Annotated in this window: 21 protein-coding genes; 9 read left to right on the top strand and 12 right to left on the bottom strand. The window is 54.5% G+C overall.

Annotated elements, in window-relative coordinates; translation table 11 throughout:
- Positions 1-2: 2 nt before the first annotated feature.
- Together DACE_RS00185 and hemL are read right to left on the bottom strand one after the other, a co-directional pair.
- A complete protein-coding gene (locus tag DACE_RS00185; protein WP_005997362.1) occupies positions 3-1574 on the bottom strand; it encodes a HEAT repeat-containing protein in 1572 nt (523 codons plus the stop codon).
- Positions 1575-1842: 268 nt separating this feature from the next.
- A complete protein-coding gene (hemL, locus tag DACE_RS00180; RefSeq protein WP_005997360.1) occupies positions 1843-3126 on the bottom strand; it encodes a glutamate-1-semialdehyde 2,1-aminomutase in 1284 nt (427 codons plus the stop codon).
- A 196-nt stretch (positions 3127-3322) separates the two neighbouring features.
- Between hemL and coaE the strand changes: the two genes are divergently transcribed.
- The 3 genes from coaE to DACE_RS00165 all read left to right on the top strand — a co-directional run bounded on the left by coaE (position 3323) and on the right by DACE_RS00165 (position 7710).
- The gene (gene coaE, locus DACE_RS00175) at positions 3323-3934 is read left to right on the top strand and encodes a dephospho-CoA kinase (protein ID WP_005997358.1); all 612 of its coding nucleotides are present in this window, start codon (positions 3323-3325) and stop codon (positions 3932-3934) included.
- A 79-nt stretch (positions 3935-4013) separates the two neighbouring features.
- Entirely contained in the window at positions 4014-6455 is a 2442-nt protein-coding gene (locus tag DACE_RS00170; RefSeq protein WP_005997356.1) for a glycosyltransferase, read from the top strand.
- On the top strand, positions 6448-7710 hold the full coding sequence (locus DACE_RS00165) for a radical SAM protein (protein WP_005997354.1): 1263 nt from the start codon (positions 6448-6450) through the stop codon (positions 7708-7710). Before DACE_RS00170 ends, DACE_RS00165 begins: the two co-directional genes overlap by 8 nt.
- A gap of 6 nt (positions 7711-7716) precedes the next feature.
- On the opposite strand, the gene DACE_RS00160 is transcribed toward DACE_RS00165, so the two are convergent.
- From DACE_RS00160 to trmB, 7 genes are all read right to left on the bottom strand, one after another.
- Positions 7717-8082, bottom strand: coding sequence for a helix-hairpin-helix domain-containing protein (locus DACE_RS00160; protein WP_040365799.1), 366 nt, complete (start codon positions 8080-8082; stop codon positions 7717-7719).
- 28 nt (positions 8083-8110) lie between these two features.
- Positions 8111-8287 carry a hypothetical protein gene (locus tag DACE_RS18390; RefSeq protein ID WP_005997350.1) on the bottom strand — a complete coding sequence of 59 codons (177 nt, stop codon included), beginning with the start codon at positions 8285-8287 and terminating at the stop codon, positions 8111-8113.
- Positions 8288-8303: 16 nt separating this feature from the next.
- A complete protein-coding gene (locus tag DACE_RS00155) occupies positions 8304-9068 on the bottom strand; it encodes a ParA family protein (RefSeq protein WP_005997348.1) in 765 nt (254 codons plus the stop codon).
- Positions 9065-10564 carry a CHAD domain-containing protein gene (locus DACE_RS16865; protein ID WP_005997346.1) on the bottom strand — a complete coding sequence of 500 codons (1500 nt, stop codon included), beginning with the start codon at positions 10562-10564 and terminating at the stop codon, positions 9065-9067. The genes DACE_RS00155 and DACE_RS16865 overlap by 4 nt, the downstream gene beginning before the upstream one ends.
- Positions 10565-10694: 130 nt before the next feature.
- A complete protein-coding gene (locus DACE_RS00145) occupies positions 10695-11477 on the bottom strand; it encodes an IclR family transcriptional regulator (protein WP_005997343.1) in 783 nt (260 codons plus the stop codon).
- Positions 11478-12031: 554 nt separating this feature from the next.
- A complete protein-coding gene (gene truD, locus DACE_RS00140; protein ID WP_005997341.1) occupies positions 12032-13234 on the bottom strand; it encodes a tRNA pseudouridine(13) synthase TruD in 1203 nt (400 codons plus the stop codon).
- Positions 13219-13929: a tRNA (guanosine(46)-N7)-methyltransferase TrmB gene (trmB, locus tag DACE_RS00135; RefSeq protein WP_005997340.1), complete on the bottom strand. Its 711-nt coding sequence runs from the start codon at positions 13927-13929 to the stop codon at positions 13219-13221. The genes truD and trmB overlap by 16 nt, the downstream gene beginning before the upstream one ends.
- Positions 13930-14163: 234 nt before the next feature.
- Here trmB and DACE_RS00130 point away from each other — a divergent pair, with 234 nt between their 5' ends.
- From DACE_RS00130 to msrB, 5 genes are all read left to right on the top strand, one after another.
- The gene (locus tag DACE_RS00130) at positions 14164-15501 is read left to right on the top strand and encodes an alanine/glycine:cation symporter family protein (protein WP_005997339.1); all 1338 of its coding nucleotides are present in this window, start codon (positions 14164-14166) and stop codon (positions 15499-15501) included.
- Between the two features lie 6 nt (positions 15502-15507).
- Positions 15508-17718: a primosomal protein N' gene (locus DACE_RS00125; protein ID WP_005997338.1), complete on the top strand. Its 2211-nt coding sequence runs from the start codon at positions 15508-15510 to the stop codon at positions 17716-17718.
- A gap of 28 nt (positions 17719-17746) precedes the next feature.
- A complete protein-coding gene (locus DACE_RS00120; protein ID WP_005997337.1) occupies positions 17747-18409 on the top strand; it encodes a DUF2959 domain-containing protein in 663 nt (220 codons plus the stop codon).
- A gap of 137 nt (positions 18410-18546) precedes the next feature.
- Complete coding sequence (locus tag DACE_RS00115; RefSeq protein ID WP_005997336.1) at positions 18547-19563, top strand: sensor domain-containing diguanylate cyclase; 1017 nt, start codon at positions 18547-18549, stop codon at positions 19561-19563.
- A gap of 230 nt (positions 19564-19793) precedes the next feature.
- Positions 19794-20900: a peptide-methionine (R)-S-oxide reductase MsrB gene (msrB, locus tag DACE_RS00110; RefSeq protein WP_394708507.1), complete on the top strand. Its 1107-nt coding sequence runs from the start codon at positions 19794-19796 to the stop codon at positions 20898-20900.
- A 20-nt stretch (positions 20901-20920) separates the two neighbouring features.
- Here msrB and DACE_RS00105 read toward each other — a convergent pair whose 3' ends face one another.
- Together DACE_RS00105 and DACE_RS00100 are read right to left on the bottom strand one after the other, a co-directional pair.
- Positions 20921-21985, bottom strand: coding sequence for a M48 family metallopeptidase (locus DACE_RS00105; protein WP_005997333.1), 1065 nt, complete (start codon positions 21983-21985; stop codon positions 20921-20923).
- Complete coding sequence (locus tag DACE_RS00100; protein WP_005997332.1) at positions 21982-23187, bottom strand: DUF898 family protein; 1206 nt, start codon at positions 23185-23187, stop codon at positions 21982-21984. Before DACE_RS00100 ends, DACE_RS00105 begins: the two co-directional genes overlap by 4 nt.
- Positions 23188-23516: 329 nt before the next feature.
- Here DACE_RS00100 and mltA point away from each other — a divergent pair, with 329 nt between their 5' ends.
- Positions 23517-24572, top strand: coding sequence for a murein transglycosylase A (gene mltA, locus DACE_RS00095; protein ID WP_238326376.1), 1056 nt, complete (start codon positions 23517-23519; stop codon positions 24570-24572).
- Positions 24573-24663: 91 nt separating this feature from the next.
- On the opposite strand, the gene DACE_RS00090 is transcribed toward mltA, so the two are convergent.
- The gene (locus DACE_RS00090; protein ID WP_040365798.1) at positions 24664-25656 is read right to left on the bottom strand and encodes an NAD(P)H-quinone oxidoreductase; all 993 of its coding nucleotides are present in this window, start codon (positions 25654-25656) and stop codon (positions 24664-24666) included.
- Between the last annotated feature and the right edge of the window lie 76 nt (positions 25657-25732).

The following is a 25732-nucleotide window of genomic DNA, read 5'->3' as shown; positions in this document are numbered from 1 at the left end:
GGTCAGGATTCCGATCGTTGGCGCAGGGCCTGACGGGCCGTGGACGCCAGTTTTTGATTCGAGGAGTCGCTGGCGCGTTGCAGAGCCGCGAGGCTTTCCGGATCGGACAGGTTGCCCATGGCCGCAGCGGCCTGACAGCGAATTTCGTTGTACTCTTTGCGTTTTACCAGTTTGCCGCGTTCAACCAAGTCAATGAGGGCCTGACTGCAGTCTGGTGAGGCGATCTCGCTCAGGGCGAGGATGGCATCGCGCACCTGGTTCTTCTGGTTGAGGAAGGGGTCGCGTTGGCGGGCAATTTTTACCAGCGGTGGTACTGCCGCCGGGTCTGCCTGAGCCCCCAGAGCGAGAATGATCTGATTGGGAAACTCGTAGTCTTTGCTTTCCAGTTTGGCGATGAGAGCCTGGCTGGCTTGTTCGGTTTTGATGCGGGCCAAAGCACGGATCGCTTCCTTGGCGACGCGACCATCGGGATGGTCGAGGTAGGGAATGAATTGTTCTGTCAGTTCCGGATCGCGGCTTTCACTGAGAATGGTGATGGCGTTACGGGTGACAAACCAGCGTTCGTCGGACAAGCTGTCGATCAGCAGTGGGAAAACCTTGGCACCCATGGCAACCAGTAATTGACTCAGGAATCTGCGTAATTTGTTGTCCAGCTCTTCACTTAGACGCTGGATCAACAAAGAACCAACCTGCTCTGCGGGAAGGTCCATGATAATGCGCGTTACGAAGTGTTGTTCCTGGCGGGTCTTGGCGTTATCAATCAACAGATCCACCAGCGGGTGGCCAATCAGAGACGCGACCGCCTGCCTTAGAACCCGCACGTAGCGGGCATCGGTCTGTGGGCTTTGAATCCACACGTCCAACTGTTTGAGAATCTGCAGAGCTTGCTGGTGGTGTCCCTCTCCCATCAGACGCTGCAGTGACTGAGTGAGCTGGCGTAAGGCATGGAGAAACGGCATCTCCTTATCTTTGGCTGGAGCCAGAAGAATTTCCTGCAATTTATCGAGAACTTGCTGCAGAGAGGCCTCTGAAGACTCCAGAAGTTGTCCAGGCTGCCCATTTTGTTCCGGCGAGGATTCTTCTTTGCCTGGGCTGGCACCATTATGCTTCTGTTCCAGTGCTTCACGTCGTTTATTGATCGCACCTAAATCAAGTTCATTGGTCCAGATCGTTGTTACCTGCTGTCGCTCGAGAAGTTCTTGAACCCCTCCTTCGATAACGACCGTGGCCGGTTCACTAGTGATGATGCGGCACAGGCTTAACAGGTGACGGTCAACCAGGTCCGGCAAAAAAGTCAGAGTCTTGATTTTATGAGCAAACAGCCGATTGGCCACATCGGGGGGCAGCGGGTTGTTACTGATCAACGGGTGGTTGTCGATGAGGAACTGGCGGCGCTTGACGGTCAGAACCAGAGGCGCGTCGTTGCGAGCCAGCACGGTGCGAAGCAGATCCACTGACTGGTGGATTGCCGTGTTGAGTGCTGGATGGCCGTCAGGGTAGTAGCTGACATTTTTCAACAACTTGGCCCAGCCAATCAACGCTTGCTCCAACGCGTTATCAGTAAATCCTTCCATCAAGTCTTCCTTTTACCCGAAAAAACGTTGTTTTTTAAGAATGAACACCTCTAACACCATAACGTCAGATGGTGGTTTTGTAAATTGCCAAGCGAAAGATTCCAACATGTTGGAAGGGCTTAATGCGTTTTTCGCCTTTTAGGATGACCTGGATGCGCGCCAGGCTACGTTTTACAAGCAAAGATGAAAAGCGGGTCGTGCCATCAAACAACAGGGGCGACCTTTTGAAGAGGCCGCCCCTGCGCAGAGATTACGGTAAGATGTTTTGCTAAAGCAGGGCGAACGCTTTTTCCGCCGCTTCAATGGTCTGATCGAGGTCCTGCTTGGTGTGGGCAACGCTCATGAAGCCCGCTTCAAACTGAGAGGGCGCCATGTTGATGCCGCTGTCGAGCATGGTGCGGAAGTAGCGGCTAAACGCCTCGGTGTCACTTTTGCTGGCATCACTGAAGTTGTTGACCGGTCCTTCACAGAAGTAGGTGCAGAACATGCCGCCGACCCGTTGCAGGCAGGTCGGAATGGCACTCTTACTTGCCGCCTGACGCAGTCCCGCTTCGAGGTAAGCACTTTTTTCTTCAATCTGCTCGTAAAACCCTTCCTGCTTGAGCAGCTTCAGGGTGGCAATGCCGGCGCTCATGGCCAGAGGGTTGCCGGACAGGGTACCGGCTTGGTAGATGCCGCCTTCGGGAGAGAGCTGGTCCATCAGTTCCTTCTTGCCGCCGAAAGCGCCCACCGGTAGACCACCGCCGATGATTTTACCCAGGCAGACCAGGTCGCCGCGCACATTGAAGCGTTCCTGCGCGCCGCCAAACGCGACGCGGAAGCCAGTCATGACTTCGTCAATGATCAGCACGATCCCTTCGGCCGTACACAGCTCGCGTAATCCTTCGAGGAAGCCCGGCTGCGGCGGGACACAGCCCATGTTGCCGGCGATGGGTTCGAGGATGATGCAGGCGATCTCATTTTTGTTGGCCGCGACCATGCTCTTGACCTCGTCGAGATCATTGTAGGTGGCGGTGAGGGTGTATTTGGCAAAGTCTGCCGGGATGCCCGGTGAGGTGGGTACGCCGAAGGTTGCCGCGCCACTGCCGGCTTTGACCAGCAGAGAATCGGCATGACCGTGGTAGCAGCCATCAAATTTGAGGATCTTGTCACGACCGGTGCAGCCACGGGCCAGACGGATGGCGCTCATGGTTGCTTCGGTCCCCGAGGACACCATGCGCACTTTTTCGATGTTGGGATAGGCCTCGCAGACCATTTCGGCCAGTTCAATTTCTTTATAGGTGGGAGCACCAAAGGAGGCGCCGTTGACGGCGGCATCCTGAATCGCACGAACCACCTCGGGGTGGCAATGGCCGAGAATCATCGGCCCCCAGGAACCGACATAGTCGATATAGCTTTGGTGATCGGCATCATAGATGCGGCTACCTTCGGCGCGTTCGATAAACAACGGATCGCAGCCGACCGATTTAAATGCGCGGACCGGACTGTTAACTCCGCCGGGGATAACCTCTTTAGCCTTGGCAAAATAATCGTGCGAACAATCATGTTTCATAACAACTCTCCCAGAGCGATGTTGGTGTTTCAATCAATGAAGTGGTACAGTGTCGAACGCAGCTGCAGTGCCGGTTTTACGCGCTCTGCGCAGTCAGGGCGACGTTTTGGACGCTAGCATATCGTCTTGACGCTTGTCAAGGAAAGCCGTTGGTGATTATCCCCCTGTTTTTAGGGGGTTAGGGAGAGGTTTTTCAATGATTTTAGGAGTGACCGGAGGAATCGCCAGCGGTAAAAGTACTGTTGTTGCTTTATTGGCTGATCTGGGAGCCCAGGTGGTCAGTGCTGACCAGTTGTCACGAGATTTGGTGGAACCAGGGCAACCCGCGCTGGCCGCACTGGTTAGGCGGTTTGGGGAAACGATTCTTAACCCGGATGGAACCCTGGATCGTAAAGGTCTCGGAAGTCTGGTGTTTGCCGATTCCGAGGCACGGCGTGATCTCGAAGCGATTCTTCATCCGGCGATTGCCGAGCTTTCCAGGCGTTGTCTTCACCAGGCTGCGCAACAGGTGGGGTCGGATGGCCTGGTGGTTTATGAAGCGCCATTGCTCTACGAGGCGGGTGCCGAAGATCGGGTGGATCGGGTTCTGACGGTGACGGTGGCTGAGGAGGTGCAACTGCAGCGGCTGATGGCGCGTGATCAGTGTGATGCGGTTGCCGCCCAGCAACGGATTGACGCCCAGATGCCGCAAGAGGAAAAAGCGCGCCGTGCCGATTATGTCCTTGATAATTCGGCGGATTTTCCTGCCTTGAAAAGCAAAGTGCATCAACTGTTTTATCAGCTCTGTCCTCACGCTGCGCAGCTCTGAACCGGCTCCTTACACAACCCTCATCCGTGCCTTATATGAAACGCCATAATCAGCGACAACTGATGATGGAGAGAATTGTATGGCACAGATCGATTTACACGTCCACTCGAAGTATTCCAACCACCCTTCCGAATGGTTTCTGCAACGTCTCGGTGCCTCCGAATCCTACACCGAACCGGAGACCATCTACAAACTGGCCCGTCAACGCGGCATGGATTTCGTCACCATCACCGACCACAATCGCATCAAGGCATCGCTGGAGCTGGTGGAAAAATATCCGCAGCATTGTTTCAGTGGAGTGGAGGCCACGGCTTATTTTCCCGAGGACAAGTGCAAAATTCACGTGCTGATATACGGGTTGGATCGCGACCAGTTCAGCAAGATTCAGAAGAAACGGAAAAACATTTACAAATTGCGCGACTATCTGCGCCAGGAAGATCTGGCCTGCGTTGTTGCGCACGCCACCTACGCGGTCAACAATCGCCTGACCCTTGATCATCTGGAAAAACTGATCGTGTTGTTCAACAATTTTGAAGGACGCAACGGCAGCCGCAGCGTCCTCAATAACGATATTCTCTCCCAGGTATTGCAGGGCCTGACTCCGGACGATGTGGAACGCCTGGCGCAAAAGCACGATCTCGAACCCTGGGGGCGCACGCCGTGGCTGAAAGGGCTGACCGGAGGCTCTGATGACCACGCCGGGCTGTTTATCGGCAAGACTTCGACCCGCGTTGAAGCACGCACGCCTCAGGAGTTTCTCGATCAGCTCAAACGCGGTGCCACGGAGCCATGCGGACGCCAGAACGATTTTCAGGGGCTGACTTTTGCCATCTACAAAATCGCCTTCGATTTTTCCCAGCACAACAGCACCGCCTTTGCCCAGTCAACCCTCAGCGATCTGACCCGCTATCTGTTCAGCGATAAAAAGCTCAGCTTCAAGGATCGACTGCGTTTGAACAAGATGAAGTCGAAAAAGAACAATCAGGTCTATCAGAACTTGGTGCAGCTCATCGAGACCAGTCGCACGCTACAGCAAGATGATATTGATTCGCGCCTTGATCTGCTCTACGACTGCATTGCCAATATTTCCGACCAGTATTTCCGCTCGCTGCTGGGCTCGCTGAACACCAATATTACCGAGATGGATATCATCCGCATCATTCAGGGGTTGTCGTCGTCGATTCCGGGGATTTTCCTGTCCGTGCCGTTTTTTTCCTCGTTCCGGCACATGTTTGGCGATCGTCAGTTGATCAATGAATTTAATGCCAGCCTCGGCAAGCAAGTCACCCGCAACTCCAAGCGCATCCTGTGGCTGACCGATACGCTGACCGATCTCAACGGCGTCTCCATGACCTTGCAGACCATTGGTCATCTGGCCGAAGAAAAAGGGTTTGCCATCCGGATTATGACCAGTCTGACCGATGAACAAAAACAGTCAGGACTGCCGCAGTCGACACTGATTGTGCCGCCGCTCTATTCAACGGCCTTGCCCCATTACGAGGACATTACCGTCAATGTGCCGTCGGTGCTGCGTATGCTGAAGATGGTCTACGATTACAATCCCGATGAGCTGTACATCTCGACCCCAGGACCGGTGGGGCTGCTCGGTTTGTTGATCGGTCGCATGCTCGGTACCGAAGTCAAAGGGATTTATCATACCGACTTTACTGTGGAGTCGCAGTCGATCATCGATGAACCGGCAATCTGCGACATGATCGAACAGTACAGCAAATGGTTTTTCAACCAGTTTGACACTCTGCTGGTGCCGACCAGCGAGTACATGCATCTGCTCAAGGAGCGTGGTTACCGTCATCGCCATATGGCCCTGTTTCGGCGTGGGCTGCGTACTGAGCACTTTTGCCCGATGGAGCGTCCTTCTCCGGAGCTGTCGAGACGACGACGCTTGCTCTATGTTGGTCGGGTGTCCAAAGATAAAAATCTCGATTTTCTGCTCGAGGTGTATCGCAAAGTGCGCCAACGGCATCCCGACATCTGCATGAGTATTGCCGGCGCCGGTCCCTATCTGGGCGAGATGAAACTGGCCTGTCGTGACCTGCCCGAGGTGGCGTTTCTCGGTCGGGTCGCTTATGACGAACTGCCGTCGGTGTATAACAGCCATGACCTGTTTGTTTTTCCCAGCCTCAGCGACACCTTTGGCATGGTGGTTCTTGAAGCCCAGGCCTGCGGTGTGCCGGCTCTGGTCGCCGATATCGGAGGACCCAAGGAAATTGTCGTCGATGGTGAAACCGGCTATGTGCTTTCCTCCGAATCCATTGATGGTTGGGTTGATCGGCTTGACGGTCTGCTGTCGGATCTGGAAGGGGATCGCAGTGACTATCAGCGCTTGTCGCAGGCGGCTCGGCAACGGGTTGAGCAGCGTTTTAGCTGGGACAGCATTTTGTTGGACATGACCCGCCCTACGGATACCCCCTTGCCGCGTTTGTCGCGGCATCGTCATCAACCCGGTCTCGGTGGACTGCTGAAACTGGCCTCCAACATGATGGTACACTCTTATGACTGAAAAGATTTCTCCGCTGGGCGAGGTCCTTAAAGTCACCGGCCGCCTGCTGCGTTCCGGACGGGTGCCCGGTCAGTTGATCATTCAATACACTGATCGTTGTAACGCCACCTGTCCGCAGTGCGGCATGCGGGTGACCAACGATTTTGCGCGTACCACTCTGGCCGAACAGCGTGTGGCTGAGATGATTCGTCATGCCGCTGATCACGGCGTTGCCGCGCTGTCTTTTACCGGCGGCGAACCGTTTATGTGTCTGGATGAAGTCTGCCGTCTGGCAAGCGTGGCCGGCGCACATAAGATTCCCTATATTCGAACCGGCACCAACGGCTACCTGTTTCGCGGTGCCGAGAATGCGGATTTTAGCGATCGTATGAAGACGCTGGCCGATAAATTGGCCGCTACCCCATTGCGTAATATCTGGGTGAGTATCGACTCCGCCGATGTCGCAACCCACGAGCAGATGCGTGGGTTGCCCGGCGTAATCAAAGGGGTGGAAAAGGCCCTGCCGATCTTTGCCGAGCGGGGGCTGTATCTGTCGGCCAACCTCGGCATCAACCGTAACTTTGCCGGGCGTGATAAAGATCGGGATCATCTCGACTATCCGTTCTTTCGTGCCGGGTTTGATCGCTTTTACCGCTTTGTGACGGAGCTTGGTTTTACCATTGCCAATGTGTGTTATCCGATGCATGGTGACGATGAGTCCGATCAGGCCGTCTATGCGGCCACAGCCACGGATCGGGTGGTGAGTTTTACCTACGAAGAGAAGCTCAACCTGTTTCAAGCTTTGTCTGATGCCATTCCCGGCCATCGGCAGAACATCCGTATTTTTACCCCACGTTGCAGTCTGCATGCCCTGTTGCAACAGTATCGTGGCCGTGAGGAGCTGACGACACCCTGCCGTGGTGGCATTGATTACTTCTTTGTTGACAGCCAGAGCGGGCACAGCTACCCGTGCGGCTACCGTGGCGATGAGGATCTGGGGCGCTTTGAAGAGATGACCCCACCGTCCTGTTCTGCAGCTCAAGAGTGCCGCCGTTGCGACTGGGAATGCTTTCGCGACCCGACCGAGCTGTTTTCACCGCTGCTCGATCTGCGCCTGGCCCCGGGTCGTCTGATGCAGCGGCTATGGAAAGATCGCACCTTTTACCGCCTGTGGCGTGAAGACCTGCGTTACTATCGCGCCTGCGGTTTTTTTGATGGCCGCCGCAATCTTGATCATGAAAAGTTGCGCCCGTGGCGTAACCCGGTGTTGCCTTAGCTGTTATTACTTTTTCTTCTTTGCTTTCTTCCCTTTTTTCTTCTTCTTCCCCTTTTTTTTGTCGACCTTTTTCGCCGGCTTTTTAGTTGCTTTTTTCTTCGCGGAACTCTGGTTCTTGTTCTTCTTTTTCTTGGCCGTGTCTTGGTCTGGAACGTCCGATGTTTTTGTTTCAGTTTCTGTGCTGACAGCAGCAAATAATGCCTGGGCATCGGCAATTACGCGGCGTGAACGCGCTTCGCTGAATCCTTTCACCGCGGCCAAACTACCGACTTTTTGTGCAGCGAGTTGTTCAGCGCTGGTGATACCGTTTTCGGCGAGAAGGGCTGCGGTGGCCGGGCCGATACCACGGACATTGAGGATCGGGGTCGTCATGGTCTTGTCTCCTTGGTGGGGGAAGTGGTTATTCGTTTTCCGTTGCATCATGCTCGCGCATGAATGCTTTGATGAATTTACGGATCTCGCGGGCCGCACTGGTGTCCAGATCGTCGCACAGTGCTACAAAGCGATCCCGTTCTTCACTGTTGATGCGGATCAACAGTTGGCTGTCCTTTTTCTTTTTCTTCTTTTTGTCACTCATGGTCGCTCCCTGTTCGTCAAGAGGAGGGGTGGTTCAGGTTGAGTGCCGAGGCAATCTCCTGCCATAAGGCCTGGTAGCATCGGTTAGCCTGGCTGTTGTGGGCAAACAGATCAATGGGCGCCTGGTGGAGGCCCATTTTTTCCACGTAGGTGGAGTGTGGTATGGCCTGTTCGAGAAACAGCGGATACGCCTTACGCAATGTTGCCGCCGTGTCGCGATGCAGTTGTTTGCGGCCGTCGGCCAACGTGAAAAAAGGGCGTATCCGATCTTGTGAATACCCCTGTTGGTCAAAAAAATCAAGCAATTGCCCAAACGTGCGCTGTGACAGGGTGGTGGGGATCATCGGTACGCTGATCAGGTCGGCTGCGGCAAAGATGTTTTCCGCCAACAGGCTGATACTCGGCGGGCAGTCGAAAATGACCACATCATAATGCACCGCCAGCCCCTTAAGGACTTTACGCAGGCGGTTGGTTTTACCGCCATGCTCAGCTAGCAGGGTATCAAAATGACGAAACGAGTGATGGGCCGGCAGAATGTCGAGCTGGTTGAAATCGCTCTGCTTGATTTGGTCGAGCAACTGTTCATAGGTCTTGAAGAAGCGCTTGGCCCAGTTCTTTTTCGATGGGTTACGCACCCGGAAATAAAATGACGAAGCCCCCTGGGCATCAAGGTCAATCAGCAGGGTGCGATGGCCCTGGTGGGCCGACCAGTAGGAAAAGTTTACGGCTGAAGCGGTTTTACCCACTCCACCCTTAATGCTGTAACAGGCGACGGTCTTCATAACGTGTCTCCGTCTTGAGTCAGGGTTTGAATGTCCATGACACCCTCTTCACCGGTAAAGGCGGCAATGGCGCCCACCACCCGTCGGCGTTCCTGAACATGTTGTTGATAGAGAACCGCGATTAGCGCATTGAGGCTGATGGCTTGAGCCGAGTCACGGGTTGTGGTGGCCAGATGGCTGAGAAACGCCTGTTGTACGGTCAGGTCATTGAAACGTCCGAGGATATCCTGAAGTTGCTTGAGTTTTTTGATCAGCCGTTTGATCCGATTGCGGTGAAAGAGTTCGCTGAACAGTTCGAGCAGGTAGCGCAATTTCTTGCATTCAATACGCAATGCGTGAATGACGACATCGGCGGTGGTGTCGTCAATGTCTAGACCATCCCGGCAAATCTGCCGGTAGTGACGGGCAATCTTTTTGGCGGCCAACGGCCTGATCGCTTTCGTCCCTTTGTTGGTCAACGGCTGTTGTGCCAGGTCTAGAGTGGTCATCAGGTGTTGGACTTCATCCTGATACTCCGCAGAAGACAACAGGGCTGTCAGTTGTTTTTGCTCTCGGTTGCGCTGGCGCTGGATGCGCTGAAACGCCTTGTCCAGGCCGGGGCCAAGTGCAGGCGGAAGGAGCGTGACATAATGGTTGCGATCGAGCAGAAACACATCCAGGTCACGCAGGCGATTGCTGCGTTGGGCCAATTGTTTAAACTGGTGTTTCAGGGCATTGCGTGGCTGTTGCGGCAGGCAGGTTTTAAACAGGCTGATCAGTGAGCGGGCCTTGCGCAGTGCCACCCGGTACTGGTGAGCGTATTCCGTGTCAATATCGTCAACCAGTCCCTGCTCCTGCTGGCGCGCTGATGTGACCAGATGTTTGAGCATGTGCAAAATCGCTTGCTGTGCGGGATCTGTCGCTTTGAGGTTGAAGGTCAATTGCTTGGGTGGGACCGTAACCTCAAGGCCGCTGTAGAGAAGGATTTGTCGCATGGTTAGCGAGGCGCAGGGCTGCATGTTCAGCGTCGACAGTTGGCGGCGGATGGCTTTGGCTTCTTGCTGATAACCGCGTAATGGATGCAGGCTGAGCAAAAAGATTTGCGGCTGTTGGATGAGGATCAGCCGACAGACGATTTTTCGGTCGTCATTGCGTACCGCCAGGGTGGTTTGTTGCCAGAATACGCGATGTTTCTCGGTAAATGCCCGCACGCCGAGCAGGGGGTGTAGGCGTTCTGCCAGATGTTGGTTGTGGAGCTGGTAGGGAAATCGCGCCTCGGGCGAAGCGTTGGCATCGCTGAATTGAAGCGCATTGTTTTGCCACAGTTGCAAAGACGGTTGGTGGTGGGCATAGAGCAGGGTGCAGCCGTTTTGCCAGATATGCCAGACTGGGTCATCAAGAACAGACCACTGCATCTCCCTGGTGTCGATGCACTCGACGGTGTAGGGTTCCAACAGGCGGGAAATCTGCTCATGCGTGAGTGGTTTTTTGAGTTTCCAGGATAATGCGGTGGTCATGATCTCCTCATTGTTATGTATATACAATGTATATCAATATGGGGAGGGTTTCAAGATACCGTTGTGAAGAAACAAAAAAACCCATCCGGGCAGGATGGGTTTTTAACTTTTAATCGTGCGTTGTCGTGGTTTAGTGGCGGTAGCCGAGTCGCGTAGACAGGGTGGCTGCTGCATCGATCACCAGCGGGGTCAACTCGTCGGTCATCCGTTCGTCAGTGAAGCGCATGGATGGGCCGGACAGGCTGATGGCACCGACAATGCGTCGGGTGTAATCGCGGATCGGAGCGGCAATGCAGCGAACTCCGGGATCGAGCTCTTCATTGTCCATGGCATAACCTTTTTCACACACTTCAGCCAGCTCCTTTTTCAGCCCTTCACGACTGGAGTGGGTTGATGCGGTAAAGGTCGGTAGCTCCTTGGGTAGGACAGATTCGAGTTCCTCGTCAGACATGTGGGCGAGGTGGACCTTGCCGGCAGCAGTGCAGTAAGCGGGCAGGCGTGAGCCGACGCGCGAAACAACGCGTACGGTCATGTCGGTTTCAACCACATCGAGATAGACAACATGGTTTTCCTTAAAGATGGCAACATAAGCCGTTTCGTTGCACTCTTCAACCAGATGTTCCAGAGTGAGTTTTGCCTGACGCAGCAGGCCCATCTGCTTGATGAAGGTTTGACCCAGCTCCAAGGATTTCAGGCCGAGGCGGTAGTTTTCCGTTGCCTTGTTCTGCTCGATATAGCCACGAGACTCCAACGTTGCCAGAAGTCTGAACACGTTGTTTTTATGCAGTTTCAGACGTTTGCTCAGTTCGGTAACGCCCAGTTCATCCACATCGTCGTGGAACTGCTCAAGCAGATCCAGGGCGTGGGATACAGCCTGAATTATATATTCCGATTTGTCTTTTTTAGCGGGCATGTTGGTGTCCCCTGCTTGCGTAATAATGGCTAGATGCTGTTTTATTTATAGTGATGGCTTTTTATAGAATTGTTTTTCACTTGTCAAGTCTACGTGGTAAATAATGCGAAATCTGTTGCCTTTGATAGTGTTTTACTATTTTTCAAGGCTGTTTTATCGTCGTTCAAAGTCGCAGTGTAGACGGTTTCGACTCTCCGTTGTCAAAAAGGGTTGGAAAGTTCATTCAGTTGAAATATAGAATGTTGTTTTAAAGCTGTCAAGGTGATTAGTTCGAAAATGGATCGTTAACAGGCCCTTTTTTGAAAAATCCATGTTTAAAAGGTAGGATAGAACCGTTTACGATAATATAACAGTTTGAAAATGATAAGATTTGTTCGGCTGATTCAGCGGAGCAAACCAATCCAATTCAGGCCGTTTGCGTATACGAGAACTGCGGCCACGGATTTTTGTCGCCATTGGTCTTGACCGACGGGGTCGTTCGCCGTTATTTACTTCATGAGAATTTGCAATAACAATGCCACGGCAAAGCGATCGTCACCAGTGGGGTGCAGCGGTTATCCGTCGCTGGATTTGGTGATTTCACGTAATACACTGGTGGCAAAGCTGCCTGCCGGTAAAGCAAAGTTGACCCGCAAGGTCTCCGGGTCCTCTTGCTGACAGCTTACCTGGTGCAGAGGAACGCGCAGGGGGCGTCGTTCTCCACTGAGTTTGAGGCCGGGCAGTGCTGTGAAACGATCCGTTTCGATTTGCTCTTTTTCCAGCAGGCTCTCTTCAAGGATGCCGGTCTGACCGCGGGCCGTCATCGCTTTTTTTCCGGGGAGTAGCCCGGTGGGGCTGATCTCAAGGCGGTCGGCACGGGGTTGTTCCTCGTCGGCGTCTTCGACGCGAAAGCAGGCTCCTTTGCTGTGGATATAGGCAATATCACCCGGCCACAATACATCGAGACTGTCGAGGCGCATGGTCACCTGGCGGTCAAAGAGATGGGATTGATAGGCGCTGAGAAACAGACGCAGCAATTTGCGGGGCAGTGCGAGCACGGCCTGCTGATGGGATTGGCCTCTAAGCAGACTGTGGAGTAGACGGCGTTCGTCACGGAAACGGCCGGGGAAGGCCTGCAGTGCTTGCTCCATATCGCCGCTGCGATAAGCGGTTGCAGCGGTTTTCCAGCGTTCGTTGCTGATGCCGGCCGGGTCGCCGATAATAAGGGCCGCCGCCTCTTCAAAATGTTCCTGGAGTATGGCGCGTCCCACTAGGTGATTGGTTCCCAGAACGCCGTAGCGTTGCGGACCGAAAAGGTTGGGAACACCCGTCTGTTCCAAGATGTGCAGAATGTCGAGGGCGCATTGCTCAGCGCCCTGAGTCACGCCGTGAACACGGATGGTAAAGCGGTTGCCGCGCAGATGTCCAAGGCGCAGCTTGTTGGTGTGGCGGCGCGCTTCAAGGATCGTGATCCCCTCGAGATCGAGGTGAGTGATGCGGGCTTCGTCGATCAACGGCAAGGACACTAACTGACGGGTGATGGCCCTGGAATCCTTAAGCCCGGCATAGCCGAACTCTTTCTCCTTGATACCGAGGGCGGTGGCCAGGCGTTGAATCATGGCAAAGGTGCTCATGCCCTGCTTTTCAACGCGCAGGTAGAGATGATCGCCTTCACCGCAAGGGTCATAAGCCGGAATCTCTTCAACAATAAAATCCTCTGCACTCTCTTTGATGGTGCCGCCGGTGCCGGGAAAATGTTCGGTCAGATAATGTGACATGGGGTATCCAGATTGTGGCGGTTGCGAAAGCCTTTTTCCGTGACCGGAAGCTGTTCTTTCGGCAGGATAAAGTCCTCGCGTCGCTTGAGATGTTGAAAGTGAACCGGCAGATTCTGGCTGAGAAACCGGCGCATATATTTGGAGAGCGGGTAGCCTTCCAATTCCAGTGTAAAGGGCGTGTCCAGCTGGTTCTGGTAGCCGGGCAGAGCTGGGATCAGCTCCGCGACCTGTTCGGCGTAGTCGGCTACATCGGTCACAAAATACAGGTCACCACCCGGCTGCAGATAGTAGAGCATCTGGGTGAGAAAGGTGGTGTTGACCAGACGGCGATCACGGTGCCGTTTCTTCGGCCAGGGGTCGGGACAGTTGATGTAGATGGCACTGAGCATGTCGGCACGACCGAAACGGCTGAGCAGGTAGCGGGCTTCCATGCGCATCACCCGGATATTGGCCAGATCGGTTTTGTCAATGCGGCGGCACGATTTGTAACACCCCTTGTTGTAGATATCGATGGCCAGAAAGTTGGTGTCAGGCTGCTGAGCGGCGCGCTGGACAATGAAGTCACCCGTGCCGCAGCCGATCTCCAGGGCCAGCGGTTGTTGTTGGTCGAACAATTGGTGGATGTCTTGATCTGCCGGCAGTTTCCAGGCGTCAATAAACGTCGGGGAGGTGATTTCGATCTGTCGCTGTGTCATGTTCTGTCCGTTTAACGTCGTTTGGTAAAGTGAGGCGGCTTCCTCGAAAAAAAACCGTTATAAAAAACATCGGAGACTATCATAGCCTGTGGTGAAAAGCAATTTCTCCAGGGGGGCGAAAATCTTCTAACCACTGTCCAATACAAGGAAAATCCTTGAATTCACAGGGTAGCCTCGCTACTCTGTGAGGATATTTTTCTGGTATGCTGCTTATCTAAAAAAGGGGGGGAGACGATGAACGCCTTGATGTCCAGTGTCAATGCTTTTGTCTGGGGGCCGGTGATGTTGGCCCTGTTGGTGGGAACTGGTGTCCTGCTGACCGTACGACTGGCCGGTTTACAACTGACTCAATTGCCCCATGCGCTCAAGCTGGTGTTCAGCCACAGCGAGGATGAAGAGCGTTCCGAAGGGGATATCTCACCGTTTCAGGCGTTGACGACGGCGCTGGCCGCGACCATCGGTACCGGCAATATTGCCGGGGTGGCCACGGCCATCTACCTTGGCGGGCCGGGAGCGGTGTTCTGGATGTGGGTATGCGCCGTGTTCGGCATGGCCACCAAATACGCCGAAGCGGTCCTGGCGGTCCACTACCGTCAGCATTTGCCCGATGGCACCATGCAGGGCGGTCCCATGCGCTACCTGGCTGAAGGCTTAGGGATGAAATGGCTCGGCATGTTGTTTGCCGTTATGGGCAGCGTGGCGGCTTTCGGTATCGGTAGCATGGTTCAGTCCAACTCCGTGGCCGTAGCTCTGGAAAGCACCTTTGGTGTCAGTCCGCTGATGACCGGTCTCGCCCTGGCGTTTCTCGCTGCCATTGTCGTCATCGGCGGTATCCGCCGCATTGGCCGAGTCACCGCTAAACTGGTGCCGGTGATGGCGGTGCTCTATGTGAGCGCGGCGCTGGTGATTCTGGTGATCAATGCTGCGCATATCCCGCAGGCCTTTGCCCTGATCTTTTCCCATGCGTTCAACCCGGCGGCCGGTAGTGGCGGCTTTGCCGGAGCCACTGTCGCCATGGCCATCCGTTACGGTGTGGCGCGTGGCGTGTTCTCCAACGAAGCCGGGCTCGGCAGTGCGCCGATCGCCCATGCTGCGGCCCGCACAACCAGCCCTGTGCGTCAGGGGCTGGTGGCCATGACCGGGGTCTTTTTTGATACCATCATCGTCTGCACCATGACCGCTCTGGTGATCCTCACTTCCGGTGTGTGGGACTGCGGCGAACGCTCCAGTGCGCTCACTGCGCTGGCCTTCCAGACGGCGCTTCCTCACGGTGGAGCAATGATCGTCACCCTTGCTCTGGCGGTGTTTGCCTATTCCACCATGATCGGCTGGGCTTACTACGGCGAACAGTGTATCGAGTATGTGTTCGGACTGTCGGCGCGCACACCGTATCGTTATCTGTTTTGTACCGTTATCGCCTGGGGGGCGTTGCAGAAGATCGGTTTTGTCTGGGATTTCTCCGACACCATGAACGGTGCCATGGCCATTCCCAACCTGCTTGGCTTAATCGGCCTGTCCGGAGTTGTTGTCAAATTGACCCGCGACTATTTTTCCTCTGCACGGGAGAACTGACCGCCTGTGGAGACTTATTACGCAGAAGTAGCGGTTTTGGCGCCGTTGCCCCGGACCTTGAGCTATCGGTTACCGGATAAGGATGGTGAGCGTGTGGCGCCTGGCATCCGTGTCAAAGTGCCTTTGGGCCGACGCAGCGCCGTTGGCGTGGTGGTGGCGCTCAAACCCTTTGCGGTAGACGATGAAGCGGTGCAACGCGAGCGACTCAAAGCCATTGATGCCGTGCTCGATGAAATGCCTTTGCTGCCTGAACGGTTGCTGGAATTCATTGAGCGGGCCAGCCGCTATTATGTCCATCCTTTGGGGCTGGCATTGAAAACCGCATTGCCTGCCGGACTGTCGTCATTGAAGGGGGCGCCGAAAATTCGCCAGACCCGCGTGTACCGGGCCACGGATTCCTCGGTCAATTTACGCGGCACTCTGCAGCAACAGATTCTCAGCTTTATTGTTCAACATCAGCCCGTTGACCTGACACAATTGCGTGACCAGTTTACCTCTCCCTACCCGGTGTTGAAACGTCTGGAGGAGCTTGGGGTGATCTGCTGCGATGAACAGGAGTCGCTGCGTGATCCGTTTGTCGGTTGTCAGGTCACCGCTGATCAGCCTCCCACCCTTAACGAAGCTCAGCAGTCGGCTGTCCATTCGATTGCCGAAGGTCTCGATGGCGGGGACTTTAAACCGTTTTTGCTGCATGGTATTACCGGCAGCGGTAAAACCGAGGTCTACCTGCACAGCATTGCCGCCGTGTTGGCGGCTGATAAACAAGCGCTGGTTCTGGTGCCGGAGATCGCATTGACGCCGCAACTGGTGGCGCGTTTTCGTGCTCGTTTTGAACAACAGGGGCAACGGATCGGGGTGTTGCACTCCGGGTTGTCAGCCGCAGAACGCTATGACATGTGGCGGGCGATTGTCCGCGATGAGGTGACCATTGTCATCGGTGCCCGCTCCGCCGTATTTGCACCGTTGACACGGCTTGGTATGATTGTCGTGGATGAAGAACATGACGACAGCTACAAGCAGGGTGAAGGCTTTCGCTATCAGGGCCGTGACATGGCGCTGTTACGTGGGCAGATGGAGCAGGTTCCGGTGGTGCTGGGCAGTGCCACCCCGTCGTTGACCAGCTATCGACGCATGCAACAGGGCGCCTTGTCCGAGGTTTCGTTACCGACACGGATCGGCGACCGCACCCTGCCCGAAGTGCGGCTGATTGATATGCGCGAAGCCGAGGTGGAGCATGGGCTGTCCCAAGAGTTGATTGAGGCGTTGCAGCTTCGCCTTGAGCGTGGTGAGCAGAGCCTGTTGCTGCTCAATCGGCGCGGCTTCTCCCCCTATCTGCTGTGTCGTGATTGCGGCGCCAGTTTTCGCTGCCCCAACTGTGATATCACCTTGACCTGGCACCGCCAGGCCGGGGCGTTGCGCTGTCATTATTGTGATTATGTCGAGCCGCCGCAGGAGCTATGCCCCCGTTGCGGCGGAGCGGCAATCGAACCGGAGGGGATGGGCACAGAGCGCCTGGCTGCAGAACTTCAGGAACGTTTTCCCGAGGCCCGTATTGCCCGCATGGATCGAGATTCCACGGCGGCCAAAGGGGCCCAGCAGCAATTGGTGTCACGCATGGAAGCCGGTGAGGTTGATATCCTCGTTGGCACCCAGATGATTGCCAAAGGCCACGATTTTGGAGCCGTGACCCTGGTGGGTATTCTTGATGCGGATGCCGCGCTTAACTTTCCCGACTTTCGCGCGGCTGAGCGCAGTTTTTCTCTGCTCGCCCAGGTGGCCGGACGGGCCGGACGCGGTGATGTGCGCGGCGAAGTTCTGGTGCAGACCTATGCCCCGGACAGTCCGGTTCTCGAGTGTGCCGTGACCCACGATTACAAGCATTTCGTTGAGCTGGAACTTCCCATGCGCCAGTTGCTGGTTTATCCGCCTTACGGTTATCTGGTGAACCTGGTGGTGTCCGGCTTGGATCGCCCGGCGGTTGAAGGCTGTGCCAGACGTCTGGCTGAGCGCCTGATGGCGGCGCAGGATGTGGAAGTTCTGGGTCCGGCTCCCTGTCCGCTATTCCGGTTGCGCAACCGTTACCGGGTGCAGATACTGCTCAAGGCATCAACACGTGCAGCGTTGCGGCATATGCTTAATGAAAGTCCCCAATGGCGTTCAATCTTTCCGGCGACCGTCAGTCTGGCGATTGATGTCGATCCGGCCGATATGATGTGATGGATGAGATGATGACAAGGAGATGGCGATGACAATGACCTCCTCAAGACGGATTGTTCTGGCAATGTTGGTTCTGACGACACTGTTGGCTGGCTGCCAGAGCCTCTATTTTTCGGCCATGGAAAAGGTTGGCGTGCATAAACGCGATATCCTCATCGACCGGGTGGAAGATGCCCGCGAGTCGCAACAGGACACCAAAGAGCAGTTTCAATCGGCTCTCGATGCCTTTATGGCTGTGACCAATTATGATGGCGGTGACCTTGAAGCCACCTATCGTGATCTTAACGATGTGCTGGAACGCAGCGAAGAGCGGGCCGATGAATTGAGCGAGCGCATTGATGCCGTGGAAGATGTTGCCGAAGCGCTGTTTGACGAATGGCAGGAAGAACTCGACCAGTATCACAACCTGTCGTTGCGCCGCTCCAGTGAAAAGCAATTGAAAACCACCCGCCAGCGCTGCGATCAGCTGATTCGTCAGATGCGGCGTGCTGAAGCCAAAATTGAACCGGTGCTGGTTCCGTTGCGCGATCAGGTTCTCTATCTCAAACACAACCTCAACGCGCGCGCCGTCAATGCTTTGAGTCAGGAGTTAGTGCAAGTGCGTAGCGATGTGGCCAGCCTTCTCCATGAACTGGAGGTGGCTGTGGACGAAGCGGATCGGTTTATCCGGACACTTGAACAACAATCATGACCTGAGGTGAACTATCTGAAATAAATTAGTGAGGTTGCGCCATGTTCCGTAAACGTTTTTCAGCACGCCCCTATTGCTCTTTTTAATTTCCTTGTTAGGCTTTATTAGCTTAGGTGACAGCAAAAGGAGCGATCAACGTGGATCATCAGGACGACCTCAGAGAAGAACTCCACAAACTGCGCGAGGAAAACCAGCGTCTGGCACAAGAGAATCAACGGATTTTACGCCAGCGCGATGAGACGACACGTGTTTTCCGCAATCTGTTTGATAAAACTCCCCACATCGCCGTGCAGAGCTACAGCCGTGAGCGCAAGCTGATTTATTGGAACCTGTACTGTGAAGAGCTGTACGGCTATTCCAAGGACGAAGTGCTCAACCGAACCTGGGAAGAGTTGTTTATCCCCGAGGAGATGCGCCAGGCTGCTGCAGAAAAAATCGATGCCTGGGTGGAGCAGGGCGAGGTGATGCCGGCCATAGAAGTGGTGCGTCGCCATAAAGACGGTTCACAGGTGCCGGTTTACTCGCAACATGTGCTGGTGCACACGTCGCAGGGTGATAAGGAAATTTACTGTCTTGATATTGACCTGCGCGAGTTGAAGCGTTCCGAAGACCTGCTGGAAAAAACCCTGATCCTCTCTGTGACCGACCCGTTGACCGGGTTGTACAATCGTGGCTACTACAATCAGACCATTGTCAATGAGATGCAGCGGGCACGGCGCGATGGCAAGGTGCTGGTGTATGCCATGCTCGATCTCGATTATTTTAAAAAGTACAACGATACCTATGGCCACCTCAAAGGGGATGAGTTGTTGACCCGTCTGGCGACGGTGTTGAAAAATCATCTGGCCCGGGCCGGAGACTACGTGTTTCGCATGGGTGGAGAGGAATTTCTGGTGCTCTACGCCATTGATGATCCCGCAGATGTGCCATTGATGATGGAGAATCTGCTGATGGCGATTGAAGACATGAATATCGATCATCGCAAAAACCTGCCCTACGGTCGGGTCACCTCCTCGGCCGGGGTGTATCTCCACCGTCCTGAAGAAAATCTTTCCGCCGACGATCTCTATAGCCGTGCTGACCAGGCCCTGTATGCTGCCAAGGCACGTGGGCGCAACTGCTGTGTTTTTTTTCACGATCTTACCACTGTGTAATTGCCCTGTTCGTTACTGAAGCTTTGACGGAATTTTATAAAGATCTAGTTTTTTTCATTTATGACCAAAATAGTTATGTATACTTGAAAGGGACCGTGTGCGATGGGTCGATCCGTTATGGCCTTAATGGCGAATGGTCAACCCGGCATCCCAAAACAGTCTTCCCGATTCGGATCGGGAAAATGTTCCCGAGCAGTTTTTTTGCATCTTGCATCATGGAGGTGACAATGTTGAAACGATATGTATCCATCATGACGTGGTTGCTGGTGTTGCTACCGCTTCCGCAGGTTGTGGCGGCAGTGCCTTCGCGAGTCGAAAAAGCCACGTTTGCCGGCGGCTGCTTCTGGTGTATGGAAGCTCCGTTTGAAGCGCTGGATGGTGTGGTCGATGTGGTGTCAGGGTTCAGTGGTGGCGAAGAGCTGAATCCGACCTATGAGCAGGTGGCGTCTGGCCTTACCAAGCATCTGGAAGCGGTGCAGATCACCTATGACCCGGCCAAGGTGGATTATGACACCTTGCTGGAAATTTATTGGCGCCAGATCAATCCCACGGATGCCGGCGGCCAGTTTGTTGACCGCGGCCAACACTACCGCAGTGCAATTTTTGTTCACAACGAAGCCCAGCGCCAACAGGCTGAAGCGTCGCGACAGCGTCTTAACGCCAGTGGTCGTTATGATCAGCCGATTGTTACGGCAATCCGTAGCTATGACGCCTTTTATCCGGCTGAAGACTACCATCAGGATTTCCATAAGCGTTCTGAGCGTCGTTATACCACCTATCGCCACTATTCCGGTCGGGACCAGTATCTCGATCAGGTGTGGGGAACGGAGCGACAGATGACAGATAATAACATGCAGGTTACAACCTGGGAGCAGCGTCGCCAGACATTTCACAAGCCGGATGACGCGACCTTAAAACAACAACTGACGCCATTGCAGTATCAAGTGACCCAGCATGAAGACACCGAACGTCCGTTTGATAATCCGTACAATGGTGAGAAAAGGTCGGGTCTGTATGTGGATGTGGTGTCTGGAGAGCCGTTGTTCAGTTCACGACATAAATTTGATTCGGGAACCGGCTGGCCGAGTTTCTATCGACCGGTGACGGAAGATGCCCTGGTTGAAAAGAAGGATCGCAAGCTGTTCATTGTGCGCACTGAAGTGCGCAGCCGAGTAGCCGATTCCCATCTGGGCCATGTCTTTGAAGATGGGCCGCCGCCCACTGGTCTGCGGTATTGCATCAATTCGGCGGCGTTACGATTCATCCCTTTAGAGACGATGAGCGAAGAGGGCTACGGTGCTTGGGTTAAACTGGTAGATCCGGAGGCTGCTCCGTAAGCGGTGCCTGTCGGGCGGGACTATTTTTTAGGGTTGGTGATTTCCGTTGGCCGACGTGTCAGACTCAAGGCCTGAATGCGTTCCGTGGTGGTGGGATGGGTGCGCAAATACTGGTTCCAGCTATCGACCCGATCTTTATCGGCCCCTTCGGCATGATATTTTGTCAGGCGGTTGAGGATTGCGGCAAAGTGGGTCAGGGCAATGTGTTTTTGGGTCAGGTAGTGAACCGCGTATTCATCCGCCTGACGTTCCATATCCCGTGAATATTTGCTCTCGACCAACATGGTTGGCAGAGCCGCAGATAAAGAGGTGGTGGATAGCAGATCACCGGTGAGAGCGGCGACTAGAAAACCGGCCGAGGTGTTCTGGATCACCATACGCAGGGCGTGACGGTGCTTGATATGGCCAATTTCGTGGGCCATGACCGCGATTAACTCCTCATCCGATTTTGCCAGGTTGACCATGGCATCGGTCAAAATGATGGTTCCACCGGGCAGGGCCAGAGCATTGGCGCCGATGGGCGTTGACTGGCGAAACAGCAATTGGTAGGGACGATTATCCCCCAGATCAAGCAAAATCGTTGAAAACAGCTGACGGATATGTGTTTGACGGGCCGCCTGTATATGGCTAGGGCGCAGCATGGCGTGGTCAAGAAGGTTCAGCGTTTCCTCTCCAGTCCGGACTTCAATCGTTGGTGGAATCATCTCCGTCACCTGCCCGGCCAGGATAGGGATGCCGAAAGCGATAAAACCCCAGACCACGGCAATGGTCAGAAGTAAGGCGATTCCTGCCCGCTTCAGACTCGACTCCCAACGATGAATAAAACACACAAAGCGCCGTTGGCTGAGACATTGCTCAAGGTGACAACAGAGTTGATCGTCGGCGAGATCACAGCGTCCGCCATCGGGCAGATACAAGGTTCGCTGCAATGTGCCCAGTGGCGGTGATAACCGCAATTGAATGAGTGGATAGCGTTGTTCAAACGCATGTCCGCTGATTGTCAGCCAACCATTGGTTGTGCTGAGTTGAACCTGACGGCTCAGCGTGGTGTGACCGTCATAATAGGTTGCCTGACACTGACTCATAAGCCGATTTCCACATCAAAGATATCGCCGATCTCTTCGCCAATAGCACTGACCTCTTCATCCTTGCCTGCCAGAAAATGGTCCAAAGATCCGTGGGCCACCAGGCTGAGGTTTTCAACGCGATAGCGGGCCAGGCGGACCGTGGCCCAAGGGATCAGCAGGCCGGCACTGAGGCTGATCGCAATCAGGTTGGAAAGAAAAATCCACGCCATGGCACGCACCGACAAGGTGCTGTTGAAATAGTGGCCGTCGAGATGGGTGCGGTTCCAGTTGAGGTTGTTCAAGCGCACATAAAGATACAGGCTGCTGGCCATAGAGAACAGGAAAAATACCAACATAAAGCTCACGGCGAAGATTTCCGAGCGTCCTACACCGGATAAGAGGGGGGACAATCCTGTCGCTGGTGCCAGGTAGACGACACCCGCATAACCTGCTGCCGTGACGATCATCAGGGTAAGAATCCCGAGGCCAAGAAGGCGTAGAAAAACCTGATAGTAGTCACCGACGGTTGCCTCAAAGCAAAACGGCGTCCGGCCGAACTGGTTGTTTTCCATCAAGAAGCGTTTCTGGCGGTAGAGCACATAGGGGGCAGCCAATCCGAGAGTCGCCGTGGTCAAAATGGGTAACAGGGCAAAGGTCATATATGCTTCGCGGTAGTTTGGCGCAAAAGAAAAGCGCAAATTGCGATGGCTGGTGTTGCGGTTGTTGAACATGCGTGACCGAACAATCAGCCAGGGCATGGCAATAAAGAAGGCCAACGTCAAAGGCAGCGCCAGCAAGGGGTTGAGCTGATTGAGTACCGTATAGCTGACGAATAAGGCGACTCCGATCAGAAACCCTCGGAACAGCACCCATGGATCGGCGATATAGTCAAACGGGTGGTTTTCAAGCTGGGTGTTGCCGTACAGGTAACGCCGCTTGCGCACCTTGGCCCAAGGTGAATAGAACCCCAGAGTCAGAACTTTCAGCAGTGTGTTGACGATCCAGATGCCAAAGTATTCGCCGCTTTTTCCATGAAAGGTAAATGGAATCTCACGAATTTCCGGTGTGTTGGATAGGGGCTTTTCTGAGGGCTTTTCCGGCTGATGCGGTGGAAAGCTATGGCCGCAAACCGGACAGGTGATCAGGTAGCAACCTGTTGGAATTATTGAGGGTGCAGTGTCCTTACTGTAAGAACACTCGGGGCAGCGAATCGTCGGCATCGTTTTCCTCGTCTTGGGGGGGAGACTTTAGAAAAGATCGTGAACACGCTATCATAAAAAAAAGTCGTTGTCGATTCAATGAGGGAAAATTTACTATCGAATGTGATTTCCCGACACTGGTGGTTGACAGTCGGGTTCAGCTCATGATGATAATTGGGCAACGGCTATGATTGAAGGAACGTCATCCACATGGAGGATGTGTGAATTTTGTGATAACGAGGCGGCGAGTTTGTCGTCTGATGTGGCTTGCGCTGTTAAGCCTTATGTTGGTGGTGACGGGGTGTACGCTTACTCCGAAGAAAGAGCCTTCCCGTGCAGAGAAAAAAGACGTGTCTGCCGCTGACTTGGTTCAGCAGGTGGGATGGCGCGATCTTCCGGGTTGGAATGAAGATGACCCTTTGGCACTGCTTAAGACCTTTGTGGTCAGTTGCCAATCGCTCAAGTATCGCTCCGGCTGGCAGGCGGTGTGTGAAGAAGCGGCAACCATTGAGACTCCGGCAGCGGCAAGAGTTTTTTTTGAGCGCTCGTTTCAGCCCTGGGCCTTGATCAATGAGGATGGCACGGAGGAAGGGCTGATTACCGGATATTATGTCCCCGATCTCGAAGGCAGTCGTCAATCCAGCTCCCGTTATCCTTATCCCGTCTATGGTCGTCCCGACGATCTTCTGGTGATCGACCTGTCATCGGTGTATCCCGAGCTGGGTGATTACCGTCTGCGTGGCCGTCTCGACGGCCAACGAGTTGTTCCTTACTGGGAGCGTCGCGATATTGACGGTTTTAAACAACCATTGCACGGTGAAGAACTGTTCTGGGTCGGCGATCCGGTAGAATTGTTTTTTCTCCAGGTTCAGGGATCGGGGCGGATCAACCTTGATGACGGCACTCAGGTGATGGTCAACTATGCCGAGCAGAACGGTCACCCCTATCGTTCCATTGGCGCGTTACTGCTGGAGCGGGGGGAGATGACCCGCGACCAGATGTCGATGCAGAACATCGCAGCCTGGGGACGTCAACACCCAGTCGCAGTGCAGGAGCTGCTCAATGAAAATCCCAGTTATGTGTTTTTCCGTGAACTGGATGGTGAGGTGTGCAGTCCTCCGGGGGCCTTGGGCGTGCCGTTGTCGAGTCGGCGGAGTTTGGCCGTGGATCCGCGCTATATCCCTTTGGGAGCACCCGTTTATGTAGCCACCCGCTGGCCGGACCGCAATGAACCGCTGCAGCAGGCCATGGTCGCTCAGGATACCGGTGGTGCCATCAAAGGCCGGGTGCGTGCTGATTTTTTCTGGGGTATTGGTGACGAGGCCGGGGCCATGGCCGGACGCATGAAATACTCCGGGCGTTTGTGGTTGCTGTTGCCGCTGGGTATGGAGCCGCCAGCAAGATAAGCGTGAGTGCTTGTGTTCGTTGTTGACAACACAAAGGCCGTTGCAGATTGCTGCAACGGCCTTTGTGGGTTTTACCGTGTCGTGGGAGTGATCAAGCCTCGGCAATTTTTAGAACGATTTTGCCGAAGTGCTTGTCCTCTTCCATCATGCCGTGAGCGTCAACGATCTCATCGATGGTGAATACCTTCTCGATGATCGGTACGATGTCTCGTTTGGCGAAGTGGGGCAGGGCGCGCTTGGTGAACTCGCTGATGATCTCGCCTTTTTCCGAGACCGGACGGGAACGCAGCACCGAGCCGATGATCTGCTGGCGCTTGACCATCATCAGGGCCAGATTGAGTTCCGCCTTGATGCCGCTGATGATACCGATGATCACCAGCTTGCCTTTGTAGGCCAGTGAATTCATGTTCGGCGCCAGATACTTGGCACCCACATGGTCGAGGATCACATCAACGCCTTTTTTATTGGTGAATTCCTTGACCTGGGGAGCAAAGTCCGGGGTCTGAGTGTAGTCGATCACCAGGTCGGCACCGAGTTCTTTGACGCGATCCAATTTCTCGGGGCTGGCTGTGACAATCAGCTTGGTGTTGGGGGTCAGGGCTTTAGCCAACTGGATAGCGGCTGTGTTGACGCCGCCACCGCCGCCGTGAAGGATAGCGGTTTGGCCGTCCTGCAAATCGCCGATCATGAACACGTTGAGAAACGCGGTGATGTAGCTTTCACACACGCACGCGGCTTCTTCAAAACTCATGCTGTCGGGAATCGGCATCACGTGGTTGTCGTAGGCAACGGCGTATTCGGCATAACCGCCACCACCGACCAGGGCCATAACCCGGTCGCCGACTTGCCAGCCCGAGGCTTCGCTGCCGAGTTCCTCAATAACACCGGCCACTTCCAGGCCGAGAATTTCCGAATCGCCCGGAGGGGGCGGATATTTTCCGGCGCGTTGTACCAGATCGGGACGGTTTATGCTGGTCGCAACGACCTTGATAAGGACCTCTTTCTCTTTGGGCGAGGGTTTATCGACTTCGCCCACTTTGAGGACGTCAAGACCGCCAAAATCGTCAAGCAGAACTGCTTTCATACGGGTATCTCCTTTAAAATGCATCGAAAAATCACGGTTGAACAGGGTTCAACATGGAATAAAACGCTGTGTTGAT

The sequence above is a fragment of the Desulfuromonas acetoxidans DSM 684 genome (assembly GCF_000167355.1).
In the GTDB taxonomy this organism is placed as follows: Bacteria; Desulfobacterota; Desulfuromonadia; order Desulfuromonadales; family Desulfuromonadaceae; genus Desulfuromonas; species Desulfuromonas acetoxidans.
The sequence above is the reverse complement of the archived record's forward strand: the minus strand, read 5'-3'. Positions and strand labels throughout refer to the sequence as shown.